The sequence below is a fragment of the Patescibacteria group bacterium genome (genome assembly GCA_034520665.1).
Taxonomy (GTDB): Bacteria; Patescibacteriota; Patescibacteriia; order JAXHNJ01; family JAXHNJ01; genus JAXHNJ01.
Genome location: JAXHNJ010000002.1, coordinates 624,571 through 649,380, shown reverse-complemented (window position 1 = coordinate 649,380; position 24,810 = coordinate 624,571). Strand labels below are relative to the sequence as shown.

Genomic DNA, 24,810 nt, shown 5'->3' with positions numbered 1-24,810 from the left:
TTAAATTCTTAGATTTAATTCTGGATTAGAGACATCATTAAAAGGCCGGCAACCGGTTTCAAGATCAATCTGGCCATTACAGTCTCCTTTGTTTTCTTCAATGGTGTTTCTAATATAATAATAGGAGCGGCAACCAGAAATACCGACGCCAGAACAAGCACCGCCGGGACAATCAGCGTCACTACCGCAATATTCCCCATCCTCCCCACCAGCTACACAAACAGTGGCTTGGCAGCTATTATTAAAGGGGACTGGCTCTCCGCCAATTTCCATCAAACTGCAAGAGGAGCGGCAACCAGCCGGATCAGTGGGATCACGGTATTCATTACAGCCACTCTCATTTCTCGGACATAAACCAACCCAATAATCACATTTATTATCTCCCGAGCAATCAGTGGAATCAGTGCAAGCTTTACCAACTTCATCAGTGTCTCCCTGGCAATTACTGGCCACACAGCTGCCATTAGGACAATCCGCCGCCTCTTGACACATTTCTCCAGTATTATCACTAGCGGCGTCACACCAGCTTTTACAGTCTTCGTCAAGCACACAAGCCTGACCCGCATAACCCCCAGAATCACAGGTATTAACACAGGCTAAACCAGTAGGTCTCCCCTCGGGCGGTGGCGTAATTGAAGGACAAAACTGGTCAGTGTTAGTCTTGTACCATTTATATTCTTCATCCTCAAATAAATTTTTATATTCACAAGTTTTGCCACCAGGATCCTTAAACCACATAAGGCCCGAACCTTCGGCGTAAGTGTATTCCTGACAACCTTCTTCCTCAGCCAAACAAGCTATAGAAAGATCTTGATCACCTTCACGATAATTATATCTATCCGGATTATTAATTAAATATTTATCTTCCCACTTAACTATACGCTCAAGACTATCCATAACCGGCGAACCAAGCATCTGGCAGCCTTTTGATGAACCCGGACAGAATTTACTATTATCATAAACTATACTTTCTACTGTATCGGCTGGTATGTCTATATCTTTAATTGTTTCCTTAAAGGGGCTAGCTGAATTCTGAGTGTTAATCAAAGCTTCGCAGCCAATATATTCTTCACTGCAAAGGTGGTCAAAAGATTTAATATAATGCACATCGTCTTTAGAGTCTTTGTAGGCCTGGCAACCAACACTACCAGCTGAACAGGAAACAAATGTATTTTTTATTAAATAATCAGTATCAGCCACTTCTTCCAATAATATATTATCCAGAAAAAATGAACCGTCGGCTGCTATAGCTAATTGTTCAAAGCCAAGAGCCTCTCGGTTAAACCTAAGCGGACCAAAAGTATAAAGATTCCACTCCGGGGTCAAACTAACCGGGAAACTACCAAAACTTATAGCTCCAGACTCTCCGACATCATCACAGGTTTCCCCAGTTGGACAACCAGAATCACTATAACAATCACCGCCACTACTGCAGGCATAAGCGTCATTTTGTATAACTATGGAATTAATATAATTGGCATTATTTGGCTTCATCCAGAAACTTAATTCATAATACTGACCCTCAACTAATTTAGCTTCCTTTAAAACCTCCGGATTAATAACACTAGTGGCCGTAGAATTATCTAAAACCCGCAGAGAGTGGCCGTCAATATTCAAAGATTCGTTGCTAATGCCGCCATTAGTCCAATTAGTAGCAGCTAAATTTGTTTCTTCAAAATCACTTTCAAAAACTTTCCGGGTAACATCACCGGTATTGCCTTTATATTCCCGACAGCCGGCTTTGTCAGCTGAACAAGTCATACTGGCTTCAGGATTAATAAAATAGACGTTATCTAAGCTTTGGGAATTATCAATAGAATTTCTATAGGTAACACATTTATCAGTAGCTTCAATAATCCGGGAACGCAGACGGTAAAATACATTTCCGCTGGTATCATAAAACTCAGCGCAATCTGGATTAGTGCCGACTTCTGAGGCTTGACAAACAGCCGGTTCATAATCTGAAGTCGGAGCCGTATCTCGGCAGGCCGGGTCAACGCCGCCGCCTGAAATATCTAAATTAGTACAAGGGGCTGATCCAGTTTCACTATCGTAGTTATTTAAATTACTCTGCTTAAGGGAAAATGATTTTAACTGATAACCACTTTCGTTATCTCCGACCCAAGTATAATAAGTGACTATATCGCTTGAATCCGGTTTAACGCACTGCTTAATTTTCTTAAAATATTCCCTGACTTCACCGCCACTGGCTGCTTTTTCTAAATTTGTGTATTCCTCACAGCCAACATCTTCGGCTTTACACTGAGTACCGGTACCGGAAATAAAATACAGAGGATCTGTTTCTGGTCTCTGGGGAATGCGTTCAATAGCCTTCTCGCGAAAAGCCTGACAACCGACTTCATCGGCTGAACAAAGATTATTGGCATAAACTACCCCTGGTATTGATTGTCCGCCGCTAACCGGCGAATATTCTTCACAACCAACATCTTCTTTAGGACAAGAAAATCTTTCACCATTTAAATAAATTTTGTTAGATTCAGCATAATTTTTATAAGAGCTTATACCACCTTCTTCAATTTGTAAATCATCAATAAAAAGATCAATAGTCGGATCACCACTAGTGTTAATAAGCAAAACTAACATATCAGAATTAGCCGGACTACCATCACTCTTAAGAGCTAACTCATCAACAGTAAAGGTTACACTATAACGTCGCCAATCAGTAGTATAATCAACATTTTTATTAGCTAGATGTACAAAAACATTTGCCGGGGGGCTTAATGTGTCATCCCATCCACCATTTTTTACTCTAAAAATACTACTTACAGGTTCTGTGGCTTTAGCATAATAAGAAGCAGTAAAAGTCCTATTCAAAACAGAAGATCCCATATTAATACCCTCACTACTTAGATAATGCCCCGTATCACCACCCGTACAATCAGTATTATGATGAAGTAATTTTATAGCGACTGAACCGCTATGAGCCTCGCTAACTGCTTCTACTTCAACGCCACAATTTAGACTGGGGTTTTTATAATATACTCCATAAATTTCATCTTCTATTCCATCATCAATTTCTCCGGAATTAGGAACAATCGCAGCTGGCCAAGCCTCATAATATTCAAAACTTGAACTATTTTCTAAGTTTGTTCCTTGAGACATGCGGATAAATTCCTGGCAGCCTTTATCAGACTCTTCACATTCGGCCACATCTCGGTCTAAATATATTTTATTGCCGGTACTGGGGCAAGTCCAGGTGCTGTTTGCTTGATCATAATCCTGGCAATACCATTGGCAGCCGGCATTAGTGGAATCACAACCGTTTGTATCCACAGTATTGGTTAAATAGGAATATTCCTCGCCTGATTGAACAGCAAAGGTTTGGCAGGAAGCATATTGGCGCGGGCATTCCTCTCCGTTGAAACCCCAGATTGGCCTTTCTTCAAAACAATAACCATATTTAATACATTTACCCTGATCATCCTCTTTTAAACAAGAAATTTCGTCAATACAAGTATTAGAATCCCTCATAATCTGCCATTGGCCAATATCATCGGCGTAATCTCCTTCACGGCCAGAATAACAATTTGCTTCTCCGTCACTGTTAGTATCATCAGCACAAATATAATCCCGGCTTATAATTTCATTTCCGGCTCCGCTTTTTTCACAATAAGTAGCCGACAGTTTTAAAACCCAGTTAGGATCAATTAAACCGCAAAAGGGAGAAGCTGATGACTGATATTGGCAATAAGCTTCGTTTTCGCTGACGCAATGACCGGAAGTACCGCCAAAATTATCAACACACATTTCACTAGGGCCGCAATCACTGTCATCATTACAAAAATAATAACAATGAGAAGTATCATCGCTAGTCTCATGAGCACAGACCTGGTTACAATCGGTATCACTGGTACATGAAACCGATGGTTCGTTTATACAAAAGGTACCACTACATACTCCAGTACAGTCTCCACTGTTATTACAAGTAGGATAAATGGAATCGTCATAACAATCGCTATTATTAACACAGGTCTCTTCAGAATGGCTACAGGTACTTTCTCCGCCTGGTTCACAATTATTATATTCGTTCATTATTTGTTTTAAAGAAATACTCTGCGGATTTTCTCTTATCCACTCAGCGGCCAACTCCCAGCCCACGGGCACTACCCGGTACTTTCTTAAATATAATATAGTTCGGTAAGAGATACCAGAATCAATAGAGGGCTGGCGTCCTTCAATATCAAAACCAAAAATACCGCCAATTAATCCTTCTTCAAGAGCCTTTTTAACGGTCATCTTCTCATTTATGGCTGTTCCAAAACCAGAATCAATAATGCCTTCTGAAGTTAAATTCCCGCTATTTATCGGGTCTTGCCCGGGACTGCCCCGGCTATATTCTACTTTGGCAATAGAAGAGAAACGCAGTTTGGCCGCGGCTGTACCGACTGGCCCGCCAGAGCCAAACATAAGCTGACTAAGTTTTGAGCCGCCACTCGGACTACTTTCACAAGCCGCCTGATTTAAGCCGCACCCGCCAAAAATTCTTTCTATTAATTTATTGATTAAAGTATTAGTAAAAATAGTAATAGAGTCAGCATACCAGGAACCAGTATAGGCTACCGCCGGTTCAGTCCCTTTATCTAAAGCAAGATTACCGCGGGCGTGAACAAATTCCAGGGGAGATAAAATACTTTTACTAACAGTAGCCGTTACCGGCTTAATCTGTCCTTCTGCAAGAGTCTTTTCTCTTGATAATTCTGCCTGCGTTTTTTCATTAATATGTTCATAAGTAAGCAGTAATTGGCCAATATCATTTTCTTCTGGTTTGAGAAATATATCAACTGTGTCACCAATTAATTTACCACCGGTTTCATCAGCCATAGTTTCTACATTAGTCCAAATATCACTAGCCTTACACTGGGCTTTTCTCGGCTCATAATTATTACAATTTCTCATACATTTAGTCCGGTCACTAGTGGCTTCCTGACTTTCTTCAATTGATATATTTTGTAAAGTATAGATACAAGCTCTTAAATTTTCCAAGGTGGTTGGGAGTTTCTCCATATTATCCGGATTATCTTCATACTCAGCCTCCATACAAAGCATACCCGGAGACGGAGGACCAACGGTTTCTTCTCCTACACATTTAACCGGGCAAGGAAAATTATCACCATACATTTTTTTAAATTCATCAAATCTTGTTGAAGTTTTATCATCTCTCTTGGCATCTGAAGCAAACTGTTGGTAATAGTTTAAAATACCTGTTTTAGGCACCTTAGTGTCATCAATAAATTCTACTTTATCCTCATTAAATTTTTCTCCTACACTACTAATTTTACTGTTATAGGCCCACTCACAACTGTCTTCACACCAGGTATTGGGATTAAAAATTCGGCCCAAGCCGAAGGTAATATTCATTTTAACACCGATATTTGGCTCACACATATTAACACCAAAAACATTAGCCCCTAAGGTATAAAGGGCGTCCCCAGCGGCCGCATCTGTCAAATCTTTCCAGTAATTAGGGTCTGTAATAAAAAGCGGCTTCTGGCCGGTACCGGCTGAAGCCAGCCAAGTAGCTGTGTCTTGAGCTAACCGGCCTACGTATACTCTTAAAGCATTTTTATAAGCCACATCACCGGCTACTTGCAATCTATCCTTAATTTTATCCCATATGCTTGTTTTAGTATCATCCGCTGCTTCTCTTACATCATCCGCTGCTTCTCTAACACTCTCTGTACTTATAGCTTGATAAACACTTGGATCAAATACTAGTCCTCCAAATTGTGCTTTAGCTTTATTGGCTTTTATAGCTATAAATAAAAAAGAAAACAAAAACAGCAGTAAAAAAAAGCTGTTGATTATTTTCTTATTTAAATTATTATTTTGTTTAAATCCCATCCTAAAATTTATTTAAAGCTCTTGTTCTTCTAAAGCCTTGAGGAATACTGCTTTTAAAGTTTCGTCATCCACTCCGCTAAGCTCTTCTTCACTTATTCCATATTCTATTAAAAAGCTTCTTATTTCATCAGCTGATAAATTCTCTAGATAATTAGTGATTTCTTCTTCTGGTAATTCTGATGTGTTTATATTAGAAGGTAAATTAGTGTTAGATGAAACTGAAGTTGAAGAATTAGAATTATTTATATTTAAATTGCTATTTGCATTAACATTAGTTTGGCTAGTTTCATTTATGGTTTGCTTATAAACTTCCATCAATTCCTCATCACTGATGTTTTCCAGCATATACTGCGGCACACCGGCGTTTTTTAAAGTCTGCCTTAATGAATCAGTATTGGCTTGTCCAGTTATTAAAGTATTATTGGTATTTCCGTTTTGATTTGAAGTATTTGTATTAGTTCGGCCACTTATTCCACTGCAATCAATTCCGGCCGGGCAATTGGGATCATTATCTGAATTTATTTCTTCTTTATCTTCAAACCCATCACTATCTGAATCTTTTAGATAAGGCGAAGTATTATAAAAATAAAGTTCATCATAATCAGAAAGTCCGTCTGAGTCAGTATCTTTGGTTTTAAGCGAATCAATTTCATTAAGCTGTTGATCACTTAAGCTGGAGGTACTGTTTATACTTAATTTAGTTTGAAATGGAGAATAGATATTCTTATATATTTGAAAAAAACCGAGAAAAAGAGCAACAAGACTTATTATTCCGATAAAAATAAATGGTTTTTTGGCATTTGAAGATTCATCTGATTGACTTTTATCTGCCTTATTTCTTTCTTTTCCTTTTTTTAGAAAATTAATTTCACTATTATTATCAGCCATTTTATTATAAAAGAAAAACAATAAATTAACTAATTTCATTATATCACATTTATCATTATACGTCAAACAATTTTTTACTTAAAGCCACCCAATCTTCAAGAGTTAGATTTTGAGCTCTAATATCTTTTTTTATGCCTAAATCTTTTAGTATTTTTTGGCTATTATTAGGTAAAATACCTAAAACATGCTTTAAATTATTGGTTAATTTTTTTCTTTTGGCTGAAAAGCCCCCTTTGACTACTTTTAGAAAATTCTCTTCATTGACTTCACGCTTATTTTCTCCGATACTATAAAATTTTATAACGGCCGAGTCTACTTTTGGCCGGGGCCAAAAACTATCTGGATTTATTATTTTTATAATTTTTGGTTGAGCATAAAACTGACAAACCACGGAAAGAATACTCATATTCGGGGGTTTAGCTATTATCCTCAGGGCTACTTCTTTTTGAATAGTTAAAATCATTTCTTTTGGGCGGGGTTTTTCTGATAAAAAATTTCTTAAAACTAAAGAAGTAATATTATAAGGTAAATTAGAAATTAGTTTATAATTTAAGTCATTAAAATATTTTTTTAAGTTAACATCAAAAATATTTTCTCTAATAATTTTTAATTTGTTTTCACCTTGAAATTTATTTTTTAAATACTCAGCCATTCGCTTATCTATTTCAACGGCTAGTAATTTTTTTGACTTTTTTAAAATTTCTTCAGTTAAAAAGCCTAAACCAGGGCCAATCTCTAAAATAGATTCATTAATCAGCGGCTGGCTGGTCCCAATTATTTGATTAATTATTTCTTTTTTATATAAAAAGTGCTGCCCGCTTTGTCGTCGCGGTCGCAAACCAATATCCTGGCATATTTTTTTTACCTTTTTTTTAGAAATATTTTCCATTATTTATATTTAAATAAAAATATATAAAAAAGTCATGCCAGCCGCGATAATAAAAGCCGCGGCCGGGCCACTAAAGAAAAATAATAAAATATAAATGCTCAGAGCAGCTAAAAACTTACCAAAGGCCAGTCCCTGTTCAAAGAAAATTACCGATTTTAATATCTCCTTTTTTGAAGCCCGGTCATAAGTCAAAGCCATAACCGGTACATAAATAACATTTTTAAAAACCCGTGAAAAAGAATCAATAAAAAAGACGTGCAAACCGGTTGAGGCTAAAAGTCGCATCAACCAGGTAATGGAATAAAAGATAGCACCGGTTTTAACTATCTTATTTTTATTTTTTCTTTTATCTGTGCTGCGGCCAATAAAAAGCAAAACAACTCCAGTCACAAAAGTAGCTAAGGCTACCAAACCACCGACATTAAAAAAATCTTTTACCACCATATAAATAAATATCGGCCAGACAACCATGACTACTAACTCCTCACCAAAACCGAGGTAAGCCATAAAACTTCTTAGATTCTCTTTCTTGGTTATCATTTTAAAACTGGCTAAGTAATTATACTTAAACTTTTTAACTTTTTCCTTGGTAATTAACATAGGGATATTAGACAACAATATAATTATGGAAACCACAAAAAAGAGAACATTAAAACCAAAAAATTTAATAATAAAACCGCCAGCCAAAGGGCCCAAAACATAGACAAACATGGAAATAGTTTCAATACTGGCTGTTTCCCGCCCACGGTCTGATTCATCCGAAGACTGGGCAAAATCACCGTGAAAAGCCGGCCAATAAAGCGTTTTTCGCATAACATACATGGCCACAGCTAAAATAATAAAGACTGGATGATAGGGAATTAAAAATAGACAAAGATAAAGAAAAATCAAAAAGAAACTGCTGATAAAAATAGTTTTTTCATAACCCACCTGAGAGGCAAACTTACCGCCCAGAGGCATAGTAAATATATAAAGACCGTAAACTAATAAATAAAACAAAACAATATTCTGTAAAGAAAAACCAAGAGTCCAGAGATAAATCGGTTCAAAAATAGCAATAGCGGCGACGGCAAAATCTTTCAAGGCGACTGAAGCATAAAGTTCGCTTAGTTGCCGATTTAATTTATGGGAAAAATAATGGGTGAGATTATAGCTAATACCGGGCCATTTTTTCATAAATTTATTGGTCCTTTTCTGATAATTTTTATTTTATCATTTATTATCTCAGCCACGGTTGAGGGTTTTATTTTCTTCAAACGGCCAGCGTCAATAATCAAGTCAGGCTGATTTTTTTTATTTTTAAACTGCCTGACAACCTGGCTAGCTGAATAAGGATTTGGTTGGCCCGATAAATTGGCTGAGGTAGCGGTAATTGGTTTTTCAAAATTTTTGGCCAATTCCCTAGCCATTTTAAAATCAGGCACTCTCACCCCTACTTTTTTTTCTTTATTTTTTAACTTTAATATTAAAGTTAAGGGACCAGGCCAATACTTTTTAGCCAGAGACAATTCTTTTTTGTTTAAGCAAAAATATTTTTTAACCGGCGCCAAACTTGAAGCGATTAAAGCTATTTTTTTTGAAAGAGGTCTTTGTTTTATCCGATAAACTTTTTTTAAAGCTTTTTCCGAAAAGAAATCAGCAGCCAGACCATAAGCTGTATCGGTTGGATAAACAATGACGCCATCATTTTTTAAAATATTATTTATTTTTTGCCAGTTAATACTTTCTGATTTTACTATTTTCATAATTATAAAATACTAACAAATAAAGAAGCCAAAGCAGCCACATAAAAAGCAATCCTTAAATCAGTAAATTGAATTAAAACTAAAATTAAAACCAGCATTAAAGCTCGGCCGCTGCAAATAGCAATTTCTCTTAAAACCGTGTACTCATCAACGTAATGACCGCGGTCAGCCGCTTTTTCGTATCGTAGCGCGTCAAAAGGAGTGCGCATAACCGCTTTAGAAAAATCATGGTAAGTGCCAGCAATAAAAATATGGCCGGCTGAATAAACTAAAGCTTTAAAAACCCAGCCAACCGCGTAAAAAAAGCTACTGTAGCGCAAAAGTTTGTGTTTAGAAAAACGATCCGAAAAATTGCCCAAAACCAGATATAAAATTAGAACACTTAAAACAATTAAACTGGTAACAATACCAACACTGGTGTATTTTTCCTCTAAAAGTATAAAAATATAAATCGGCCAAATAACCAAACCAATTACATCCTGAACTCCGTCAGCAAAAAAGGCTAAAACCCAGCGGCGGCAGCCTTTGGAAAAAAGTTTTTTAATAGTTTTAAAATAACTCCAGGAAAATTTTTCTTTTACTTTTTGAGTCAGAAAAAGAGGAATAATTGACATAACAGCTATAATAATGACTAGAATAAATAAATTATCAAAGCCATAGCGGGCGATAATAAAGCCGCCGGTCACCGGTACGCCAACTTTTAATATTGACCAAAGGGCGTAAAAAAAACCGACTTCCCGGCCGCGGTGGCGCCGGTCAGTAAACTCGGCAAACTCGGTATGAAAAGGCACCCAATAAAAGTTACGGAATAAATTTTTTAGAATAACTAAAAAAATTAGATATCCTATAGAGGCTTGAAAAAAATAATAGGCACTAAAAAATCCAATCAGAAAAATAACACTAATAACCATGGAGTTTCTAAGACCCAGACGGGACATAATTTTAGCCCCAAAAACAACAGTTAAAGCATAAGTGGCGTAGCTCAAAATAAAATAAATTAAAACAATCTCCAGAGAATTATTAAACTTCTGGTATAAAAAGATAGGAATAAAAATACTAAAAAAACCAAAACAAGCGGCCTGTAATATACGGTTTAAATATAAGGCCATAAGTGAAGGCCTGATTTTTTCCTTGAGATAAAATTTTTCTATAAAACTGGCAAGACGATTAGACATTTTTTATTTATTGGGCTTGATTTTCAAAAAAATTAATGACATTAGGTGAGCCGATCTGGCACTCTCCACCAGCATAAACCATGGGCACCCCCCTTTGAGATAAATCACATTCATCAGCCTTTTGATTAAAAAGACTATAGTTTTCATCACTGTCATAAGCTTCTACTTCCCTATAATTAACCAAATTATTAATGTTATTCTGTTTAATATATTCCTTGACTTTGGCGCAATGCCCACAGGTTCGAGAAACAAAAAGTATAATATCTCCGGAAACCTTTGTTTCTGCTTTTTCGCTACAACCACTAAGTATTATCAATGGTAAAATTATTAAACCTAATAATAATAATTTTTTCATATAATTTTATTTAATTTTAAAAATATCATTTATTTTTCTTTTTTTATAATGAGTTAAAAAATGAGCCAGCTTTTCATAAGACTTTGATAAATCAAATTTGCCCTTTTTGTCCTCTCTCGGATAACCAATCGGTAAACATAAAATTGGTTTTAAATCTTTTGGAATATCTATTATTTTCCTGACCTCGTCTTTATCAAAAGCCGCACAAGCACATGAGCCCAAGCCTTGGGCCGTGGCGGTTAGCATCATATTACCAGTCATAATACCAGCGTCCAGATAATTATGTTCATAGGTGCCCTGATTCGGTAATTTACTAGCATTTATACAAATTACCATAATTACTGGGGCTTCTTTCATCCAGAAATTAGCTTTAAAATTTGCCTGAACAATTTTTTCTCTTAGGCTTTGGTTTTTAACCACATAAACCTGATAAGGCTGGCGATTGCGGGCACTGGCTGAATGAAGACCAGCCCCCATTATTTTTTCCAGTTTTTCATCCTCTACTTCTCTAGTCTGATAAGCCCGAACTGAATGTCTTTTTAATAATGTTTCAAAAAAATCCATATATTTATTTTATTAATAATTATTTTTTTCCAGTAATTAGCCAGATTTTTCTTTTTTTGTCTATTTCCCTATTGATATTATTAAAATCAGAAAAATATTTCATTATTTCTTTTTTTTTAAAAAAACTGTGAGGCAGCCCCTTTTCCGGACCAATTAAAGGAATAAAAGTGCCTTCAGCCATTTTTTTACTTTTTTTAAAAGTCTGCCATTTATCAGCTCCACTTTCATCGGGTAAGGTAATAAATATTCTTCCTGATTTTATTAAAGCTTGATAAATTTTTTTTATCAACTCTCTAGACTGTTCTTTATAACCATGCTGCAAGGTGTTTATAGAATAAATAAAATCATATTGGTTGTCAGGAATATTATATTTAAACATATCGGCTTTCTCTACTTTGGCTTCTTTGCCTAACTTTTTCCGACAGATATTTACCGAGGTTTGACTGGAGTCAAGTCCACTCACTGTAAAGCCTCTTTCTTCAAGATATTTTAAGTAACGCCCGTCGCCACAACCAATATCAAGAGCTTTTTTGTAGGCAAACTTAGTTTCTTTAACAAAGCTTTTAAACTCAGGCCTTATCTTTTCCGATAATGATTTCCAGGCTGGTCCGCCTTTTAGATAATTTTTGTATATCTTATCCCAGATTGTCATTTTTTAAAATTTGTTTAATTATTTTCAAAAAATTCCATATTATTCTTCAGGTAGTCCTTTAATCGTATCTTGCTGTCCATCCTCCAGCCAAGACTTTCTAGTCTCGGCGATACTACTCGCCAATTTTGCCGGCCAGGCTGGAAAGCCTGGCCTGGTTTATTATAAAAATAAAAATATTAAATTACTAGATTAATCAACTTACCCTTAACAAATATTACTTTTTTGGGTTCGTCTTTTAAAAATTTCTTTACCTTTTTGGAAGCCAAGGCTTTTTCCCGGGCCTCTTTCTCTGAAATATCTGGCGAGGCTTGAATCTTATCTCTGACCTTGCCGTTAACCTGAATAACAAATTCTATTTCTTCTTCTTTTATTTTTGATTTATCATAAGAAGGCCATTTTTCTTTAAAGATTGAGTCTTTATGACCTAATTTCTGCCAAAGCTCTTCCGCTAAATGCGGAGCAAAGGGAGAGAGAATAATTAAAAACTTTTGAATAGCTTTTATATCAATTTCATTTCCCTCAAGTTCTCCCTGTTCATTTATTTTAGAAGCAAAATCTCTTTCATTAAAATATTCCATCATAGTGCTTATAGCTGTATTAAAACGCATATTTTCTATATCTTGCCCAACTTTTTTTATAGTTTTATGAATTAATCTGGATTTTTTTTCTTTTAAATTATCTTTAATGGAAAAAATATTTATAAAAACCTTATTAACTCTATCTAAAAATCTAAACAGGCCCTGAAGCCCATCCTCCCTCCAATTAATAGCCTGGTCAAAGGGTCCCATAAACATTTCGTAAAGCCGGAGCGCATCAGCTCCAAACTTATCCACCACTTCATCCGGATTAACCACATTGCCTCGGGATTTGGACATTTTTTGCCCATCTTGGGCTAAAACCATGCCGTGCGAGACTCGTTTTTTGTAAGGCTCATCACCCGGGACTAACTTTAAATCACTTAAAGCTTTATACCAAAATCTGGAATAAAGTAAATGCAAAGTAGTGTGTTCCATACCGCCGTTATATAAATCCACGGGTAGCCATTTTTTCATTTTTTTCCATGAAGCAAATTCTTTTTCGTTATGCGGATCACAATAACGAATAAAATACCAGTTGGAACCGGCCCAGTTGGGCATAGTGTCAGTTTCGCGTTTTGCGGATTCGCCACATTTTGGACATCTAACATTAACCCAATCGGAAATTTTAGCTAAAGGTGATTCTCCCGTATCAGTCGGTTCATAATTTTTAACTTCGGGCAATTTTACCGGCAAATCTTTTTCCGGCACTTTAACTACGCCGCATTTTTGACAGTGAATCAAGGGAATTGGCTCACCCCAGTAGTGCTGGCGGGAAAAAATCCAGTCTCTTAGCTTGTAATTAACGGCCGGTCCGCCTAATTTGTTTTTTTTCAGCCACTGGGTAATTTTCTTTTTAAATTCTTTGGTGCTTAAATCGTTGTATTCACCTGAATTAATGGCTAAACCCTCACCAGTATAAATTTTTCCAAAAATAAATTTATCTAAATAGTAATGATGCATAGGATCAATCACATTTTTACTGGCCTCTTCTTTAGTAATCCATTCAACTGTAAATCCTCCTTTTTCATTATCTTCTAATTTTTGTTCCACTCTTTCCCTGCCTACCAATTCAAATAATAAACCCCTTGCTTCGGAATCTCTATTAAATCCTTTATTCCAAGCGTAATAATGATGGCGTACTTTTTCCGCTGTCGCTATATGTTTTACCTGAGTATAACCAGTTTCTTCTTTAATTTCACGAATAGCAGTTTTTATGATATCTTCACCTTCTTCCATGCCGCCACCGATAAATAAATGACCTATTTTATACTTTGCCCAATTTAATGAAAGCAACTTATCATTTTTTGGATCTCTAACTATTGCCACTATCCTATGACTAAATTTTTCATTTGGTTTTTTCATTCCGAATTCAGGCTCAATAACATTTTTTATTGACAAATTATATTTCTTAGCAAATTCAAAATCTCGCTGATCATGAGCCGGCACCGCCATAATGGCTCCGGTGCCGTAATCCATTAAAACATAGTCAGCGATAAAAATAGGAATCTCTTCTTGATTAACCGGATTGACGGCCTTTAGTCCTTTTAATTCTACACCGGTTTTTTCTTTATTTTCTGTCCTTTCCAAATCTGACTTGGCCTTGGCCTTTTTAATATATTGCTCTACCTCCTTCTGATTAGCAATATGCGACAAGCCATTAGCCAAAAATTCATGTTCCGGCGAGAGAACCAAATAAGTGACCCCGTAAAGAGTGTCGGGTCTGGTTGTAAAAACTTTTATTTCCTGTGTTGAATTTTGAATTTTGTTATTTTCCGCCAAAGACAGATCAGCCTCTGGCTGAGAATTTGTTTTGCCTCTCGGCCCTGAGCTCGAGGCCGAAGGGGATTTTTTACTTTGAATTTGCTTGCCCGTCGAAGCTTTAGCGAAGACGGGGAATTTTATCTCTGCTCCTTCGCTTTTGCCAATCCAGTCAATCTGCTGTTTTTTAATTTTTTCCAGATAATCAACCTTGTCTAGGTCTTTAATCAAACGGTCAGCGTATTGGGTAATTTTAAAAAGCCATTGTTTTTGGTTTTTTTTACTCACCTCGGCGCCGCATCTTTCACATTTTCCCCCGACTACCTCTTCATTAGCCAGTCCGGTTTTGCAAGCCGGACACCAGTTAATGGGCCTTTCTTTTTGATAAACCAGGCCAGCTTCGTATAATTTTAAAAACAGCCACTGGGTCCATTTATAATAATCGGGGTCAGAGGTATCAACACATCTATCCCAGTCAAAAGAAAAACCCATAGATTTAAGCTGTCGGGTGAAATTTTTTATATTTTCCCTGGTAATCTCTTGCGGCTGCTTTTTGACTTTGATGGCGTAGTTTTCTGTGGGTAAACCAAAAGAATCAAAGCCAATCGGAAACAAAACATTTTTGCCTTCCATTCTTTTTTTACGAGCAATAATATCTAAAGCCGTATAACTGCGAAGATGGCCGACATGAAGTCCATCAGCTGAAGGATAGGGAAACTCAATTAGGCAATAATATTTATTATCAGCCTTATCATCAGCCGAAAAAAGCTTTTCTTTGGCCCATTTTTGTGGCCACTTTTTTTCTATTTTTCTAAAATCATATTTTTGGCTCATATAAGCCATTTTATCATTATTTTGGCTTTTTCACAAATAACTATATTGACAGAAAATTTGCTATTTGTTATATTTTTGGCTATCTTATATAAAGTAGAAGAAATCTTTGATTTAATAAATTAAGGAAATTAGCCTATCAAATTCAAACTTAAAAAATACTTAATAATTACCTTTGCCAAAATATTAAAAATCTTCGGTTGGTCTTTTAAAAGCCTGCTTATATTTTTTAAGATTGGTCTATTTAAACCTCTTATTTTTATTACCAAAAAAATTATTAGACCTTTTTTAGTTGGTCTTTATAAACTTTACCGTATAGTAAAAAAAGAATTTAATCAGTTAGACTTACCTCTAAAAAGAAAACTGCTTTATCCTTTTAGTTCAAAATACATTATCCATTTTATAGTTATTTTACTGACTATTATTATAACTACTAATAACCTCAGTGCCAGTGAAGTCAAATTGCAGGAATTTGGAGAAAAAACACTTTTTTCAAAATTAGTTTCACCAGATATAAACCGTGATACCGTAGAAGGGGTCGAAACAATTTCACGTTATAAAGAATACCGCCAGGAAATTGGCGTTCTTAAAGCCGGACCTATTTTTGCTGATAAAGATAATGTAGAAACTGAAGCAAAAATATCCACCGCTGAAGGAGGGACGGCTTTAGTTAAATCTACTCTCCCTGACACTACCGCTACTGGCACACCTCGGAAAAAAGTGGATCATTATCAAGTCAAAGGCGGAGATACAGTTTCTACTATTGCTGCTAAATTTGGTATATCCACCAATACGATTCTCTGGGCCAATGACCTCTCTTCCAGTGATTATATTAAGCCGGGCCAAACCCTAACTATCCCGCCTACTTCCGGCGTTTTATATAAAGTAAAAAGCGGTGATACTGTGGCTTCTTTGGCTAAAAAATATGAAGCTAACGAAAGCAAGATTTTGGAATACAATCAATTAGCTGATGCTTCCGCTATTGAAGAGGGTCAACAAATTATGATTCCCGGCGGCTATATTGAGCCCCCCAAACCAAAACCAACAACCACCTCTACTTTCGCTTCGGTATTTTCTTCTTCAGCTCCGCCTTCAGCCCGAGTACCGGCTACTTCACGACTCCTTTGGCCCACGACTGGCCGAAAAATCAGCCAGTATTATAAATGGGGTCATCGGGCTATTGATATTACTGGCAATTATTCCTCTCCGATTTATGCTTCTGAAGCCGGCACTATTACTCGCGTAGGCTGGGGAAGGGGTTATGGTAATGTTGTTACTATCAGTCATGGCGGCGGTAAACAAACGCTCTACGCTCACTTGAGTAAATTTTACGTGAGAAACGGTCAGCAGGTATCTAAGGGTCAAACTATTGGTATGATGGGTTGTACTGGCTGGTGCACCGGCACTCACGTTCATTTTGAAGTCTTGGTCAATGGCAGTAAAGTCAATCCTTTGAGTTATTTATAAAATTATTCTTTTAAAGTAATTACTTTAAGTGCTTGAGGTAATATTTTGATCTCAAGCTTTTTTTGTCCCTTTAATATCTCGCCGTCATATTCAACTGGTAACTCTTTTTTTGATTCAATAACTAAGTTTTTACTTTGGAAAAAATTAACCTCCGGTAATTCATGGTGAATGCCTTTTATTAATTTGCTAATATTTTTCAAAAGATAACCTCTGGTCATTTTTTCCACTAAACAAATATCAAAAAATCCATCCACTATAGAAGCTCTGGGAGTAATTTTAAAACCACCGCCAAAAAAATTACCGTTGGCTATAGCCAGCATTAATAATTCTTTTTCCTTCTTGATATTTTTTTCAGAAATAATTTTCACATTTATAAAATTATATTTCTTTAAAGCTTTTAATAAACTGTAAAAATAAACTGGCAATCCCTTTAAAAATCTTGGACGGGCAAACATTTCCTGGGCCACTAAAGCGTCAAAACCAATACCTAAAACATTAACAAAATAGCGCTGATTAACCTGACCGATATCAACCTTCTTTTCCTGACCCATTAAAATAATTTCCAAATTATCTTTTAACTTTTTTTTCAACCCCAAAGCCTTAGCAAAATCATTGCCTGAACCTAAAGGGACAATAGCTAAAACTACATTTTTACCGATTAATCCATTTACCACTTCATTAATTGTACCGTCTCCACCAAGAACTACTATAATATCATACTTATTGGCTTTTTCCCGGGCAATATTTTCAGCCTCATAAGGTCTTTTTGTTACTGCTAAATGGTAATTAATTTTCCATTTATTAAAAAATTCCTCTACCAAAGGTATCATTTTAGCCGCTCGGCCCATATTGGCAGCTGGATTAAATATTAATAAAAATTTCTTTTCTTTAATCATAAAATTTTACCCAAAATTTAGAGACGAGTAATATAAATAAATCAAATTCTAAAAAAGGGGGTGTATGGGGGTGCTAAATAGATTTAGTTACTGATAAATATGTACACCTGCAAAATGGCTTGCCCTTTTTAGTAAAGGTGTGGGTACAATTAGGATTAGGAATTGGCATTTTTTCCAACGCTTCATCAAGAGTATATTTATTACCATGCAATTTTTTACACTCTTTACAACCAATATCAGCCAATATTTCAACACCTTTCACAACTCCTGATTCTTTTAATGAAAGTAGATACATTTTTTGAGATTGTTGAGAGATTTTTGTACAATCTTTTCCCTCTTTATTTAAAAACAATGCCATTTCATAATAAACACCATGTAGTTTTCGTAAATTGTTGCTTTGACTAACAATCTTATTATAAATTGACCACAAAACATCATTATCTTCTGCTGGCTTATTAAACTTCTTTGATAAACTTACTCTCTCTTTCTCAAAGTCTTTTTTTGAAATCCCGTAACTTTTAAGATTGTTTATAAATTTTGAAAAACCTGCCATATATTTTTTATTAATAATTTAGAATTTCTGTAGCAAAATTGGTATACATTCCAACTTTATCTCTATTAATTAGAATGATGTTTTAAAATCATTATAAATTCCATCATCATAACCATGTATACCTGTTCTGTAATATTCTTTTTCTGATTTAATATAAACGCCAATTCTAATACTTTCACCACTATTTTGTATATCTTCATCAGTTATTGTATACCTAAGTTCTTTATTTGTTGTCCATATTACTTCTGTATTGGGTTTGAGCTCAGGATGCGTTGAACCACAAGTACCACACCACCAATCATATAATAATGGCCTATTTTTAGGGTCACTTGCTTCAACCTTTAAGTTAATTTCATCCCCAGCCTTAAGTGTATATTCAAAACAATTACCAGACCATGGCTCTTTACTTTCATTTTTTTCCGATCGTGTATAACAATTTCCATCAGAATCACAAAGAGACAAAATAATTGGGAAATAATCATCAAAGGTATAGTTGTTTTCAGGAGTTGCTTCTGGTTCAGGAGTTGACTCTGGTTCAGGAGTTGGTTCTGATTCAGAAGTTGACTCTGGTTCAGGAGTCGGTTCTGGTTCAGGAGTCGGTTCTGGTTCAGGAGTCGGTTCTGGTTCAGGAGTCGGTTCTGGTTCAGGAGTCGGTTCTGGTTCAGGAGTTGGTTCTGGTTCAGGAGTCGGTTCTGGTTCTGACACTGATTCAGGAGTAGGTGTCGGCGCAGGCTGTGTGACATCTTCTTTTACAAAATTCTTTATAATTTCTTCATCCGGTACAGATGGTTTATTGTGTACTATTTTATAATTATTTACTTCAGAATTAAATTGTGAAGCACACCAAAAAAAACCAACACCCACGCCACTACCGATATAGGCAATGATTAATAAATAAATTATTCCTTTTAATTTAGCTTCATTCATATATTCAGATTAACTAATTAATCTATTAAAATTTCCAGGAGAAAGCGGGGTGTTTATATACCCAATCTATTCTCGTCCTCATCGTTGCCTGCTCTATGTTCCTGTATTTGACGTATGCCCTCAGAATCAATTGCTATAGCAAGTACAGTCCATCACCATGACCAATCTATTACCCCAGTTAAGTATAGTTATTGGATTGACTAGTAACCCCCTACATGCATACCCCCCTTCATATATTTTTATTATAAACCTTTGGCATCTTTTTAGCTAACTCAAACTCTATAAATGGTGTATTGTGTTCATAACTTAAGAATATTGTGATGCCCAGCCGCCGCTACCTCCAAAGCTCGCTTGGCGTGTTCTTGGCCTTTAATAAAAGCCGTATCTCGAGATTTATCAATCTTATTTTTTTTCTTTATTCATAAATTAATTTTATAATAATTATAATAATAAAAAAAGGCGCCTAAAAACTAAGGGTCTTTTTAAAAGCTTCAATATCAAAAATTTTAAACCAGACTATAAGCAAATTCCAGCCGTCCTACCTTTTTTCTTAAAAGCCAAAGCTCAAATAAACCCTGATAAATTTCCATTATATCTTCAACTTCAGACTGACTAACAAAAATTCTCCAGTATTTATCCTCATTTAAGCCGAGCTTACGTCGTAAAAAAAGGACCATTTTTATTAATGTTTTTTTAGTCACCAGCATTTTTTTTATTTTTGTTTTTATCTTAAATAGATAAAAAGAGGTGTTTTTCACCTCTTATATACTAATATTAGCATACTTTTTAAAAAAAGTCAATAAAAAAATGTAACTTTTAATTTATTACCTGATATATATCTACTTTTCCATTATTATAAATCTTTTTCAGATAATCCTTTGTCTTGGGATTAAAAGTACCCATTTCTTTTTCTCTTTGACCATACCAAAGATAGTCAATATTATCTTTTTTTAAGAGTTTATACTTTTCTTTTGCTAAATTATCTTCTTGCCAAAACCATTTATTTATCTCCTTTTTTTTCTCTAAGTTTATGGTCTGAGGGCCATGGCCTATCCATACCCGGCGACCGCTGTAGGCCGGAATAAAATTACCAATGAGATAACTTGAAAAAATTATTGATTGATCACTAGAATTTTTTTTAATCCACTGCATAGCTAAAACCTCTTCTTGACCTAAATAATAAGGAAATTCTGGATCAGTTTTATATATATAAATATCCTGACTGACAATTTGTATATTAGTTAATGGTAAAAATATTAATAAAAAAATAAAAATAGCATAAGCTTTTAAATTATATCCTTTTTCTTTTGAATGCCATTTTTTTGTTAAATAAAAAACTCCGGCCATAGCTAATATTGTCAAAGGTATATGCAAGCCTTCTGATAAGCGTCTTTGAAAAGACAAGGGACTATAAAGAAGCAGAGAAGAAGTGATAAACCAAGAAATAATAAAAATATTTTTTTTGTCTTTTTTTTGTGAAAGTTTATACAAGCCATACACAGCTAAAGGCACTAAAAAGCCATAACCAATTAAATACATCCATAAACTAGGTGAAAGCAAGATATTCTGTTTGGCCCAGTTTTTAATAACCCAATCAGCTTGGTTTATAAGAAAAAAATAGAGAAGCACCGGTAAAGGTATTAAACATAATATAATATAATGTTTAATATACGACCAAATTATCTTTTTTTTATAGAAAAATATTGCTAATAAATATACTCCTAAAACTCCGTAAATTGTCGGTCCATTAAAAGGATGAAACCAAAGTAATAAGAAAGAAAATATTCCGGCCATTAAGCTATATTTATACCTATTATTTTCAAAAGCTAAAAACATAAACAAAAAGACCAAAATAATTAATATTAAAGAAGCAATCTGATGAGGAAGATTGTAAAGTGTTAAAAAGGTAATACTTTCCGGCACCCAAATATCTGTTGGGTGATTTAAAATATCTTCAGAATTAATAAAAAAAGGATTAAAAAACAGACCCAGCCCCGAAGAAAAAAGTATAACCACAAATGACCAAATTCTTAAACGCTTTTTTTCAATAAAATACCGCAAAAATAAATAGAGCACCACAACAAAAACAATAATTAGCACTGAACGTATAAAGTGAAGGGTAAACAAATTTGGCAGCTTAAAAACTTTAGCTATTAAACCAGCACTTAGCCAAAAAGGGTTAGTATAAATACGATCTTGCGGTTCAGCTGTATATAAATTTTTAAAAATAAAATTACCCTGTTTAACCTGCTCCATTAGAGATAAAACCGCGTTGGTGTCTCCTGGTGTCAAATTATGAATTCCGGTATAGACAGTATTGGCGGGCCTAGAAAAATAACCATAGAGATAAGGCAAAACCGTTATCAAAACTACCAGAAAACCCAATAATAACACCATTTTCCATTCTCGTTTTTTTACTGAATTTATAAGTTTATTCAAAGTCATATTTTATATTATATCACAGCTTTTCTATCTAATCATTTCTGATCAAGAGTATGTACTAGAACAGGCCCAAAAGCCCGTTCTATAGATTGGAGTAATTTTAAAGGATGGCAAAAGTTTTACAGATTGAAAAAGTTATGGAGATCGAATAATTTTGTTTTTTGATCCATTATATATAATACGACCCAAGCAAAAAGGTTAAAATATTTTTTTCTACAAGAAAATCCATACATCTTACAAGTAACTTAGTCTTTTTGTCATTACAAAAAAACTTTTTATTTCTATAAGTTTTTACAGTCACAAAATAGCATAAATGCTTACCATAAATTCTTTTTAATCTAGCCCTGATTTAATTATCCATTTTAGGCCGGTACTGCAAGGCTTCGGCCAAATGCTTTACTTCAACCTTTTCTGAAACATCTAAATCAGCAATAGTACGAGCAATTTTTAGAACCTTATGGTAAGAACGCACGGATAAATTAAGCTGAATAGTGGAATTTTTTATTAGTTGGCGACCTTTTTCATTCAAAGAGCAAAATTGGTCAATATTGCGGGCTGGAATTTCTGAATTATTTTTTATCTTTATCTTTTTAAATCTTTGACGCTGAGTACTTTGCGCTTTTTTTACTCTTTTTTTAATGGCCGCTGAAGACTCACCTTTAGCTTTTTTTAATATCTTTTCTGTTTTGAGTCGCGGCACTTCAATATGAATATCAATCCGATCAAGCAATGGCCCGGAAATCTTTTTACGATAGCGAATAATTTGAGAGGGTGAACAAGTGCATTCATGAGAAGGATCAGAGTAATAGCCGCAAGGACAAGGGTTCAAAGCCGCCACTAGCATAAAATTCGCCGGAAAAGTCATGCTGCCAGAAACTCTGGCCACTGTTACTTCCCCGTCTTCTAAAGGCTGGCGCAGGCTTTCTAAAACCTGCCTTTGAAACTCCGGCAACTCATCTAAAAATAAAACTCCTCGGTGGGCCAAAGAGACCTCGCCCGGCCGGGGCACACGGCCACCGCCGATGATGGAGGCGGCTGAAGCCGTATGATGAGGCGAGCGAAAAGGCCTTTTAGTAATTAAGGGGTTATTTGACTTAACCATACCAGCCACTGAATAAATTTTGGTTACTTCCAGGGAGTTATCCAGCTTCATTTGCGGTAAAATAGTGGTTAGGGATTTTGACAAAAGAGTTTTACCAGAACCCGGCGGTCCAGTCATTAGAATATTATGATGGCCAGCAGCCGCTACTTCCAAAGCTCGCTTGGCGTGTTCCTGACCCTTAATAAAAGCCATATCTCGAGATTTATCAATTTTATTTTTTTTCTTATGAACATATTTGTGCGCTTTTATTAATTCTTTTTTCTTTAAGTGACGCATTAATTGATACAGGCTTTGGCAAGGATAGATATTAGGCCCCGGCACTAAACAAGCTTCATTAGCGTTTTTTTCCGGTAAAAAAATATTTTTAATATTCTTTTTTCTTGCTAGTTGTACTACTGGCAAAATACCGTTAACTGGTCTTAATTCACCGCCCAAAGATAATTCACCAATAAAAATTGATTGACTTAAATCTTTTTCCAGCTGACCGGAAATACAAAGCACGGCTATAGCCATAGATAAATCAAAGGAAGGCCCTTCTTTGCGGACATCAGCCGGGGCCAGGTTAACTGTTAATTTTCTCACCGGAAAATAAAAACCGCTGTTTTTAACCGCTGAACGCACTCTCTCAGCTGCTTCTTGACAAGCCTTATCCGGTAAACCAACTATATGAGTACGCGGTAGACCATTATTAATATCAGCCTCAACCTCGACTAAAACCGAGTCAAGGCCGATTATACTGGCTGAATAAATTTTTGTAGACATAAAAAAAGGTCGCTTTCTTTTAAGCCACCTTACTTAAAACTATCAAACAAGATCTTATTAGTCAAGTTTTTTTATAAATTTTTTTTCTTCGGTTTTTATTAATTTCATTTACTAAAAATAAAAATATCCCACAAACTATCATCACATCAGCTAAGTTAAAGACCGGAAAACGTCCGACAAAATTTACATAATCAATTACATGGCCAAAACGGAAACGGTCAAGAAGATTAGAAAAAGCGCCGACAAAAATTAAACCAAAAGACCAAATCATAAGATAATTATTTTTTTTCAGAGAAAGGTAAAAATAATAAAAAATAATCAGCATAATCAGTACTACTAAAGGATAGATTATGTACTGACTAACCGGCAGACTCAAGGCAATACCCCAGTTGGCATAATAATTTATTTTTAAAAAATCCTGGATAATAAAAAAACTTTCTTTCTTAATAATCATCAATTTTATTAAACGATCCAGAAGAAAAGTAAAAAAAATTATTATAAAAATAAAATATTTATTTTTAAAAACAGGTCTTGAATTTAACATTGAACACAGGTTTTGGCCGCCGGATTTATTTTTAGTCTTTCGGGGTTAATTTCTTTTTGGCAATTTTTACAATAACCATAAGTACCTTTTTCAATACTCTCTAAAGCTTCATCAATTTCTTTTATGCGGCTTTCTAAATTTCCTTCTAGAGAAAGATTATTCATATATTCCGCTACTTCGGTGGCATTATCTTCATCCTTATTTCCAAATTCTGGAAAATCTGTGTGAAAATCATCCTTAACATGAGCGTCTTCCTGGCCAAAATGACCCAATCTCTTTCTGATTTCATACTTTTCTAATTCTAAATTTCTTTTCATTTTTTGAATAAATTCTTGATCCATAAAAATAATATTAATAATTAGGGTTTACATTATATCACTATAGTCAATATATGAAAACCAGCCCCTGTGGATTATTTTTGGAGCTGATTTTCTTATTTTAGATTAGCAAAATTTTAATAAATTTCTTTACTTCTAGTCCTAGGCGATAAGAAGAAAGATAGCCCATAAACCAATAATCAATTGCCATATTTTCAGTTAAAGTATTCCATTTGTAAATTCTGACATTCGGTCCGCCTGCTGAATATCATCGTGGATTGGACAAAAATTCCCCTATTCTCACCTATCTTAAAAGTTTGGCGAGCAGACAAGTATTAGAACTTACCGCAGAGAGAGATCAAATACTTAATTAATTTTTTAAAATTATCAGCAAAAACATTAGCCGTATTGATATTGGAAACCGCAAATGACTTTGACTAGGCTGAAGAATATTGGAATCCGGCTTACAAAGAAATAAAGATTTTTCAATTGTTTTGATTAAA

General features: G+C 35.0%; 20 protein-coding genes. 1 reads left to right on the top strand and 19 read right to left on the bottom strand.

Features of this window, described 5'->3' with window-relative positions; all coding sequences use genetic code 11:
- From U5L76_05620 to U5L76_05575, 10 genes are all read right to left on the bottom strand, one after another.
- Positions 1-5,862 carry a hypothetical protein gene (locus tag U5L76_05620; GenBank protein MDZ7799044.1) on the bottom strand — a complete coding sequence of 1,954 codons (5,862 nt, stop codon included), beginning with the start codon at positions 5,860-5,862 and terminating at the stop codon, positions 1-3.
- 12 nt (positions 5,863-5,874) lie between these two features.
- On the bottom strand, positions 5,875-6,789 hold the full coding sequence (locus U5L76_05615) for a hypothetical protein (GenBank protein MDZ7799043.1): 915 nt from the start codon (positions 6,787-6,789) through the stop codon (positions 5,875-5,877).
- Positions 6,790-6,805: 16 nt separating this feature from the next.
- A complete protein-coding gene (gene rsmA / locus U5L76_05610) occupies positions 6,806-7,639 on the bottom strand; it encodes a 16S rRNA (adenine(1518)-N(6)/adenine(1519)-N(6))-dimethyltransferase RsmA (protein ID MDZ7799042.1) in 834 nt (277 codons plus the stop codon).
- A 9-nt stretch (positions 7,640-7,648) separates the two neighbouring features.
- Positions 7,649-8,815 (bottom strand): MFS transporter, encoded by a 1,167-nt coding sequence (locus tag U5L76_05605; GenBank protein MDZ7799041.1) that lies wholly within the window; start codon positions 8,813-8,815, stop codon positions 7,649-7,651.
- Entirely contained in the window at positions 8,812-9,384 is a 573-nt protein-coding gene (locus U5L76_05600; GenBank protein ID MDZ7799040.1) for an L-threonylcarbamoyladenylate synthase, read from the bottom strand. Before U5L76_05600 ends, U5L76_05605 begins: the two co-directional genes overlap by 4 nt.
- Before the next feature lie 2 nt (positions 9,385-9,386).
- Positions 9,387-10,559: an MFS transporter gene (locus U5L76_05595; protein MDZ7799039.1), complete on the bottom strand. Its 1,173-nt coding sequence runs from the start codon at positions 10,557-10,559 to the stop codon at positions 9,387-9,389.
- Positions 10,560-10,566: 7 nt separating this feature from the next.
- Positions 10,567-10,914, bottom strand: a complete 348-nt coding sequence (locus tag U5L76_05590) for a glutaredoxin domain-containing protein (protein ID MDZ7799038.1) — start codon at positions 10,912-10,914, stop codon at positions 10,567-10,569.
- A gap of 6 nt (positions 10,915-10,920) precedes the next feature.
- Positions 10,921-11,478 (bottom strand): nitroreductase family protein, encoded by a 558-nt coding sequence (locus U5L76_05585; protein MDZ7799037.1) that lies wholly within the window; start codon positions 11,476-11,478, stop codon positions 10,921-10,923.
- A 19-nt stretch (positions 11,479-11,497) separates the two neighbouring features.
- Complete coding sequence (locus U5L76_05580; GenBank protein ID MDZ7799036.1) at positions 11,498-12,130, bottom strand: class I SAM-dependent methyltransferase; 633 nt, start codon at positions 12,128-12,130, stop codon at positions 11,498-11,500.
- Positions 12,131-12,306: 176 nt separating this feature from the next.
- A complete protein-coding gene (locus U5L76_05575; GenBank protein MDZ7799035.1) occupies positions 12,307-15,300 on the bottom strand; it encodes a class I tRNA ligase family protein in 2,994 nt (997 codons plus the stop codon).
- A gap of 459 nt (positions 15,301-15,759) precedes the next feature.
- On the opposite strand from U5L76_05575, the gene U5L76_05570 reads away from it, so the two are divergent.
- Positions 15,760-16,764, top strand: coding sequence for a peptidoglycan DD-metalloendopeptidase family protein (locus tag U5L76_05570; protein ID MDZ7799034.1), 1,005 nt, complete (start codon positions 15,760-15,762; stop codon positions 16,762-16,764).
- A gap of 2 nt (positions 16,765-16,766) precedes the next feature.
- On the opposite strand, the gene U5L76_05565 is transcribed toward U5L76_05570, so the two are convergent.
- The 9 genes from U5L76_05565 to U5L76_05525 all read right to left on the bottom strand — a co-directional run bounded on the left by U5L76_05565 (position 16,767) and on the right by U5L76_05525 (position 24,331).
- Positions 16,767-17,660 (bottom strand): diacylglycerol kinase family protein, encoded by an 894-nt coding sequence (locus U5L76_05565; protein MDZ7799033.1) that lies wholly within the window; start codon positions 17,658-17,660, stop codon positions 16,767-16,769.
- Between the two features lie 73 nt (positions 17,661-17,733).
- Positions 17,734-18,213 carry a hypothetical protein gene (locus U5L76_05560; protein ID MDZ7799032.1) on the bottom strand — a complete coding sequence of 160 codons (480 nt, stop codon included), beginning with the start codon at positions 18,211-18,213 and terminating at the stop codon, positions 17,734-17,736.
- Between the two features lie 69 nt (positions 18,214-18,282).
- Positions 18,283-19,140 carry a hypothetical protein gene (locus tag U5L76_05555; GenBank protein MDZ7799031.1) on the bottom strand — a complete coding sequence of 286 codons (858 nt, stop codon included), beginning with the start codon at positions 19,138-19,140 and terminating at the stop codon, positions 18,283-18,285.
- Between the two features lie 299 nt (positions 19,141-19,439).
- The gene (locus U5L76_05550; GenBank protein MDZ7799030.1) at positions 19,440-19,514 is read right to left on the bottom strand and encodes an ATP-binding protein; all 75 of its coding nucleotides are present in this window, start codon (positions 19,512-19,514) and stop codon (positions 19,440-19,442) included.
- Between the two features lie 132 nt (positions 19,515-19,646).
- Positions 19,647-19,898: a hypothetical protein gene (locus U5L76_05545; GenBank protein MDZ7799029.1), complete on the bottom strand. Its 252-nt coding sequence runs from the start codon at positions 19,896-19,898 to the stop codon at positions 19,647-19,649.
- A 58-nt stretch (positions 19,899-19,956) separates the two neighbouring features.
- On the bottom strand, positions 19,957-21,537 hold the full coding sequence (locus tag U5L76_05540; protein ID MDZ7799028.1) for a hypothetical protein: 1,581 nt from the start codon (positions 21,535-21,537) through the stop codon (positions 19,957-19,959).
- Between the two features lie 394 nt (positions 21,538-21,931).
- Positions 21,932-23,446: a YifB family Mg chelatase-like AAA ATPase gene (locus U5L76_05535; protein MDZ7799027.1), complete on the bottom strand. Its 1,515-nt coding sequence runs from the start codon at positions 23,444-23,446 to the stop codon at positions 21,932-21,934.
- 61 nt (positions 23,447-23,507) lie between these two features.
- Positions 23,508-23,990 carry a signal peptidase II gene (gene lspA / locus U5L76_05530; GenBank protein MDZ7799026.1) on the bottom strand — a complete coding sequence of 161 codons (483 nt, stop codon included), beginning with the start codon at positions 23,988-23,990 and terminating at the stop codon, positions 23,508-23,510.
- Entirely contained in the window at positions 23,984-24,331 is a 348-nt protein-coding gene (locus U5L76_05525; GenBank protein MDZ7799025.1) for a TraR/DksA C4-type zinc finger protein, read from the bottom strand. The genes lspA and U5L76_05525 overlap by 7 nt, the downstream gene beginning before the upstream one ends.
- Positions 24,332-24,810: the final 479 nt, after the last annotated feature.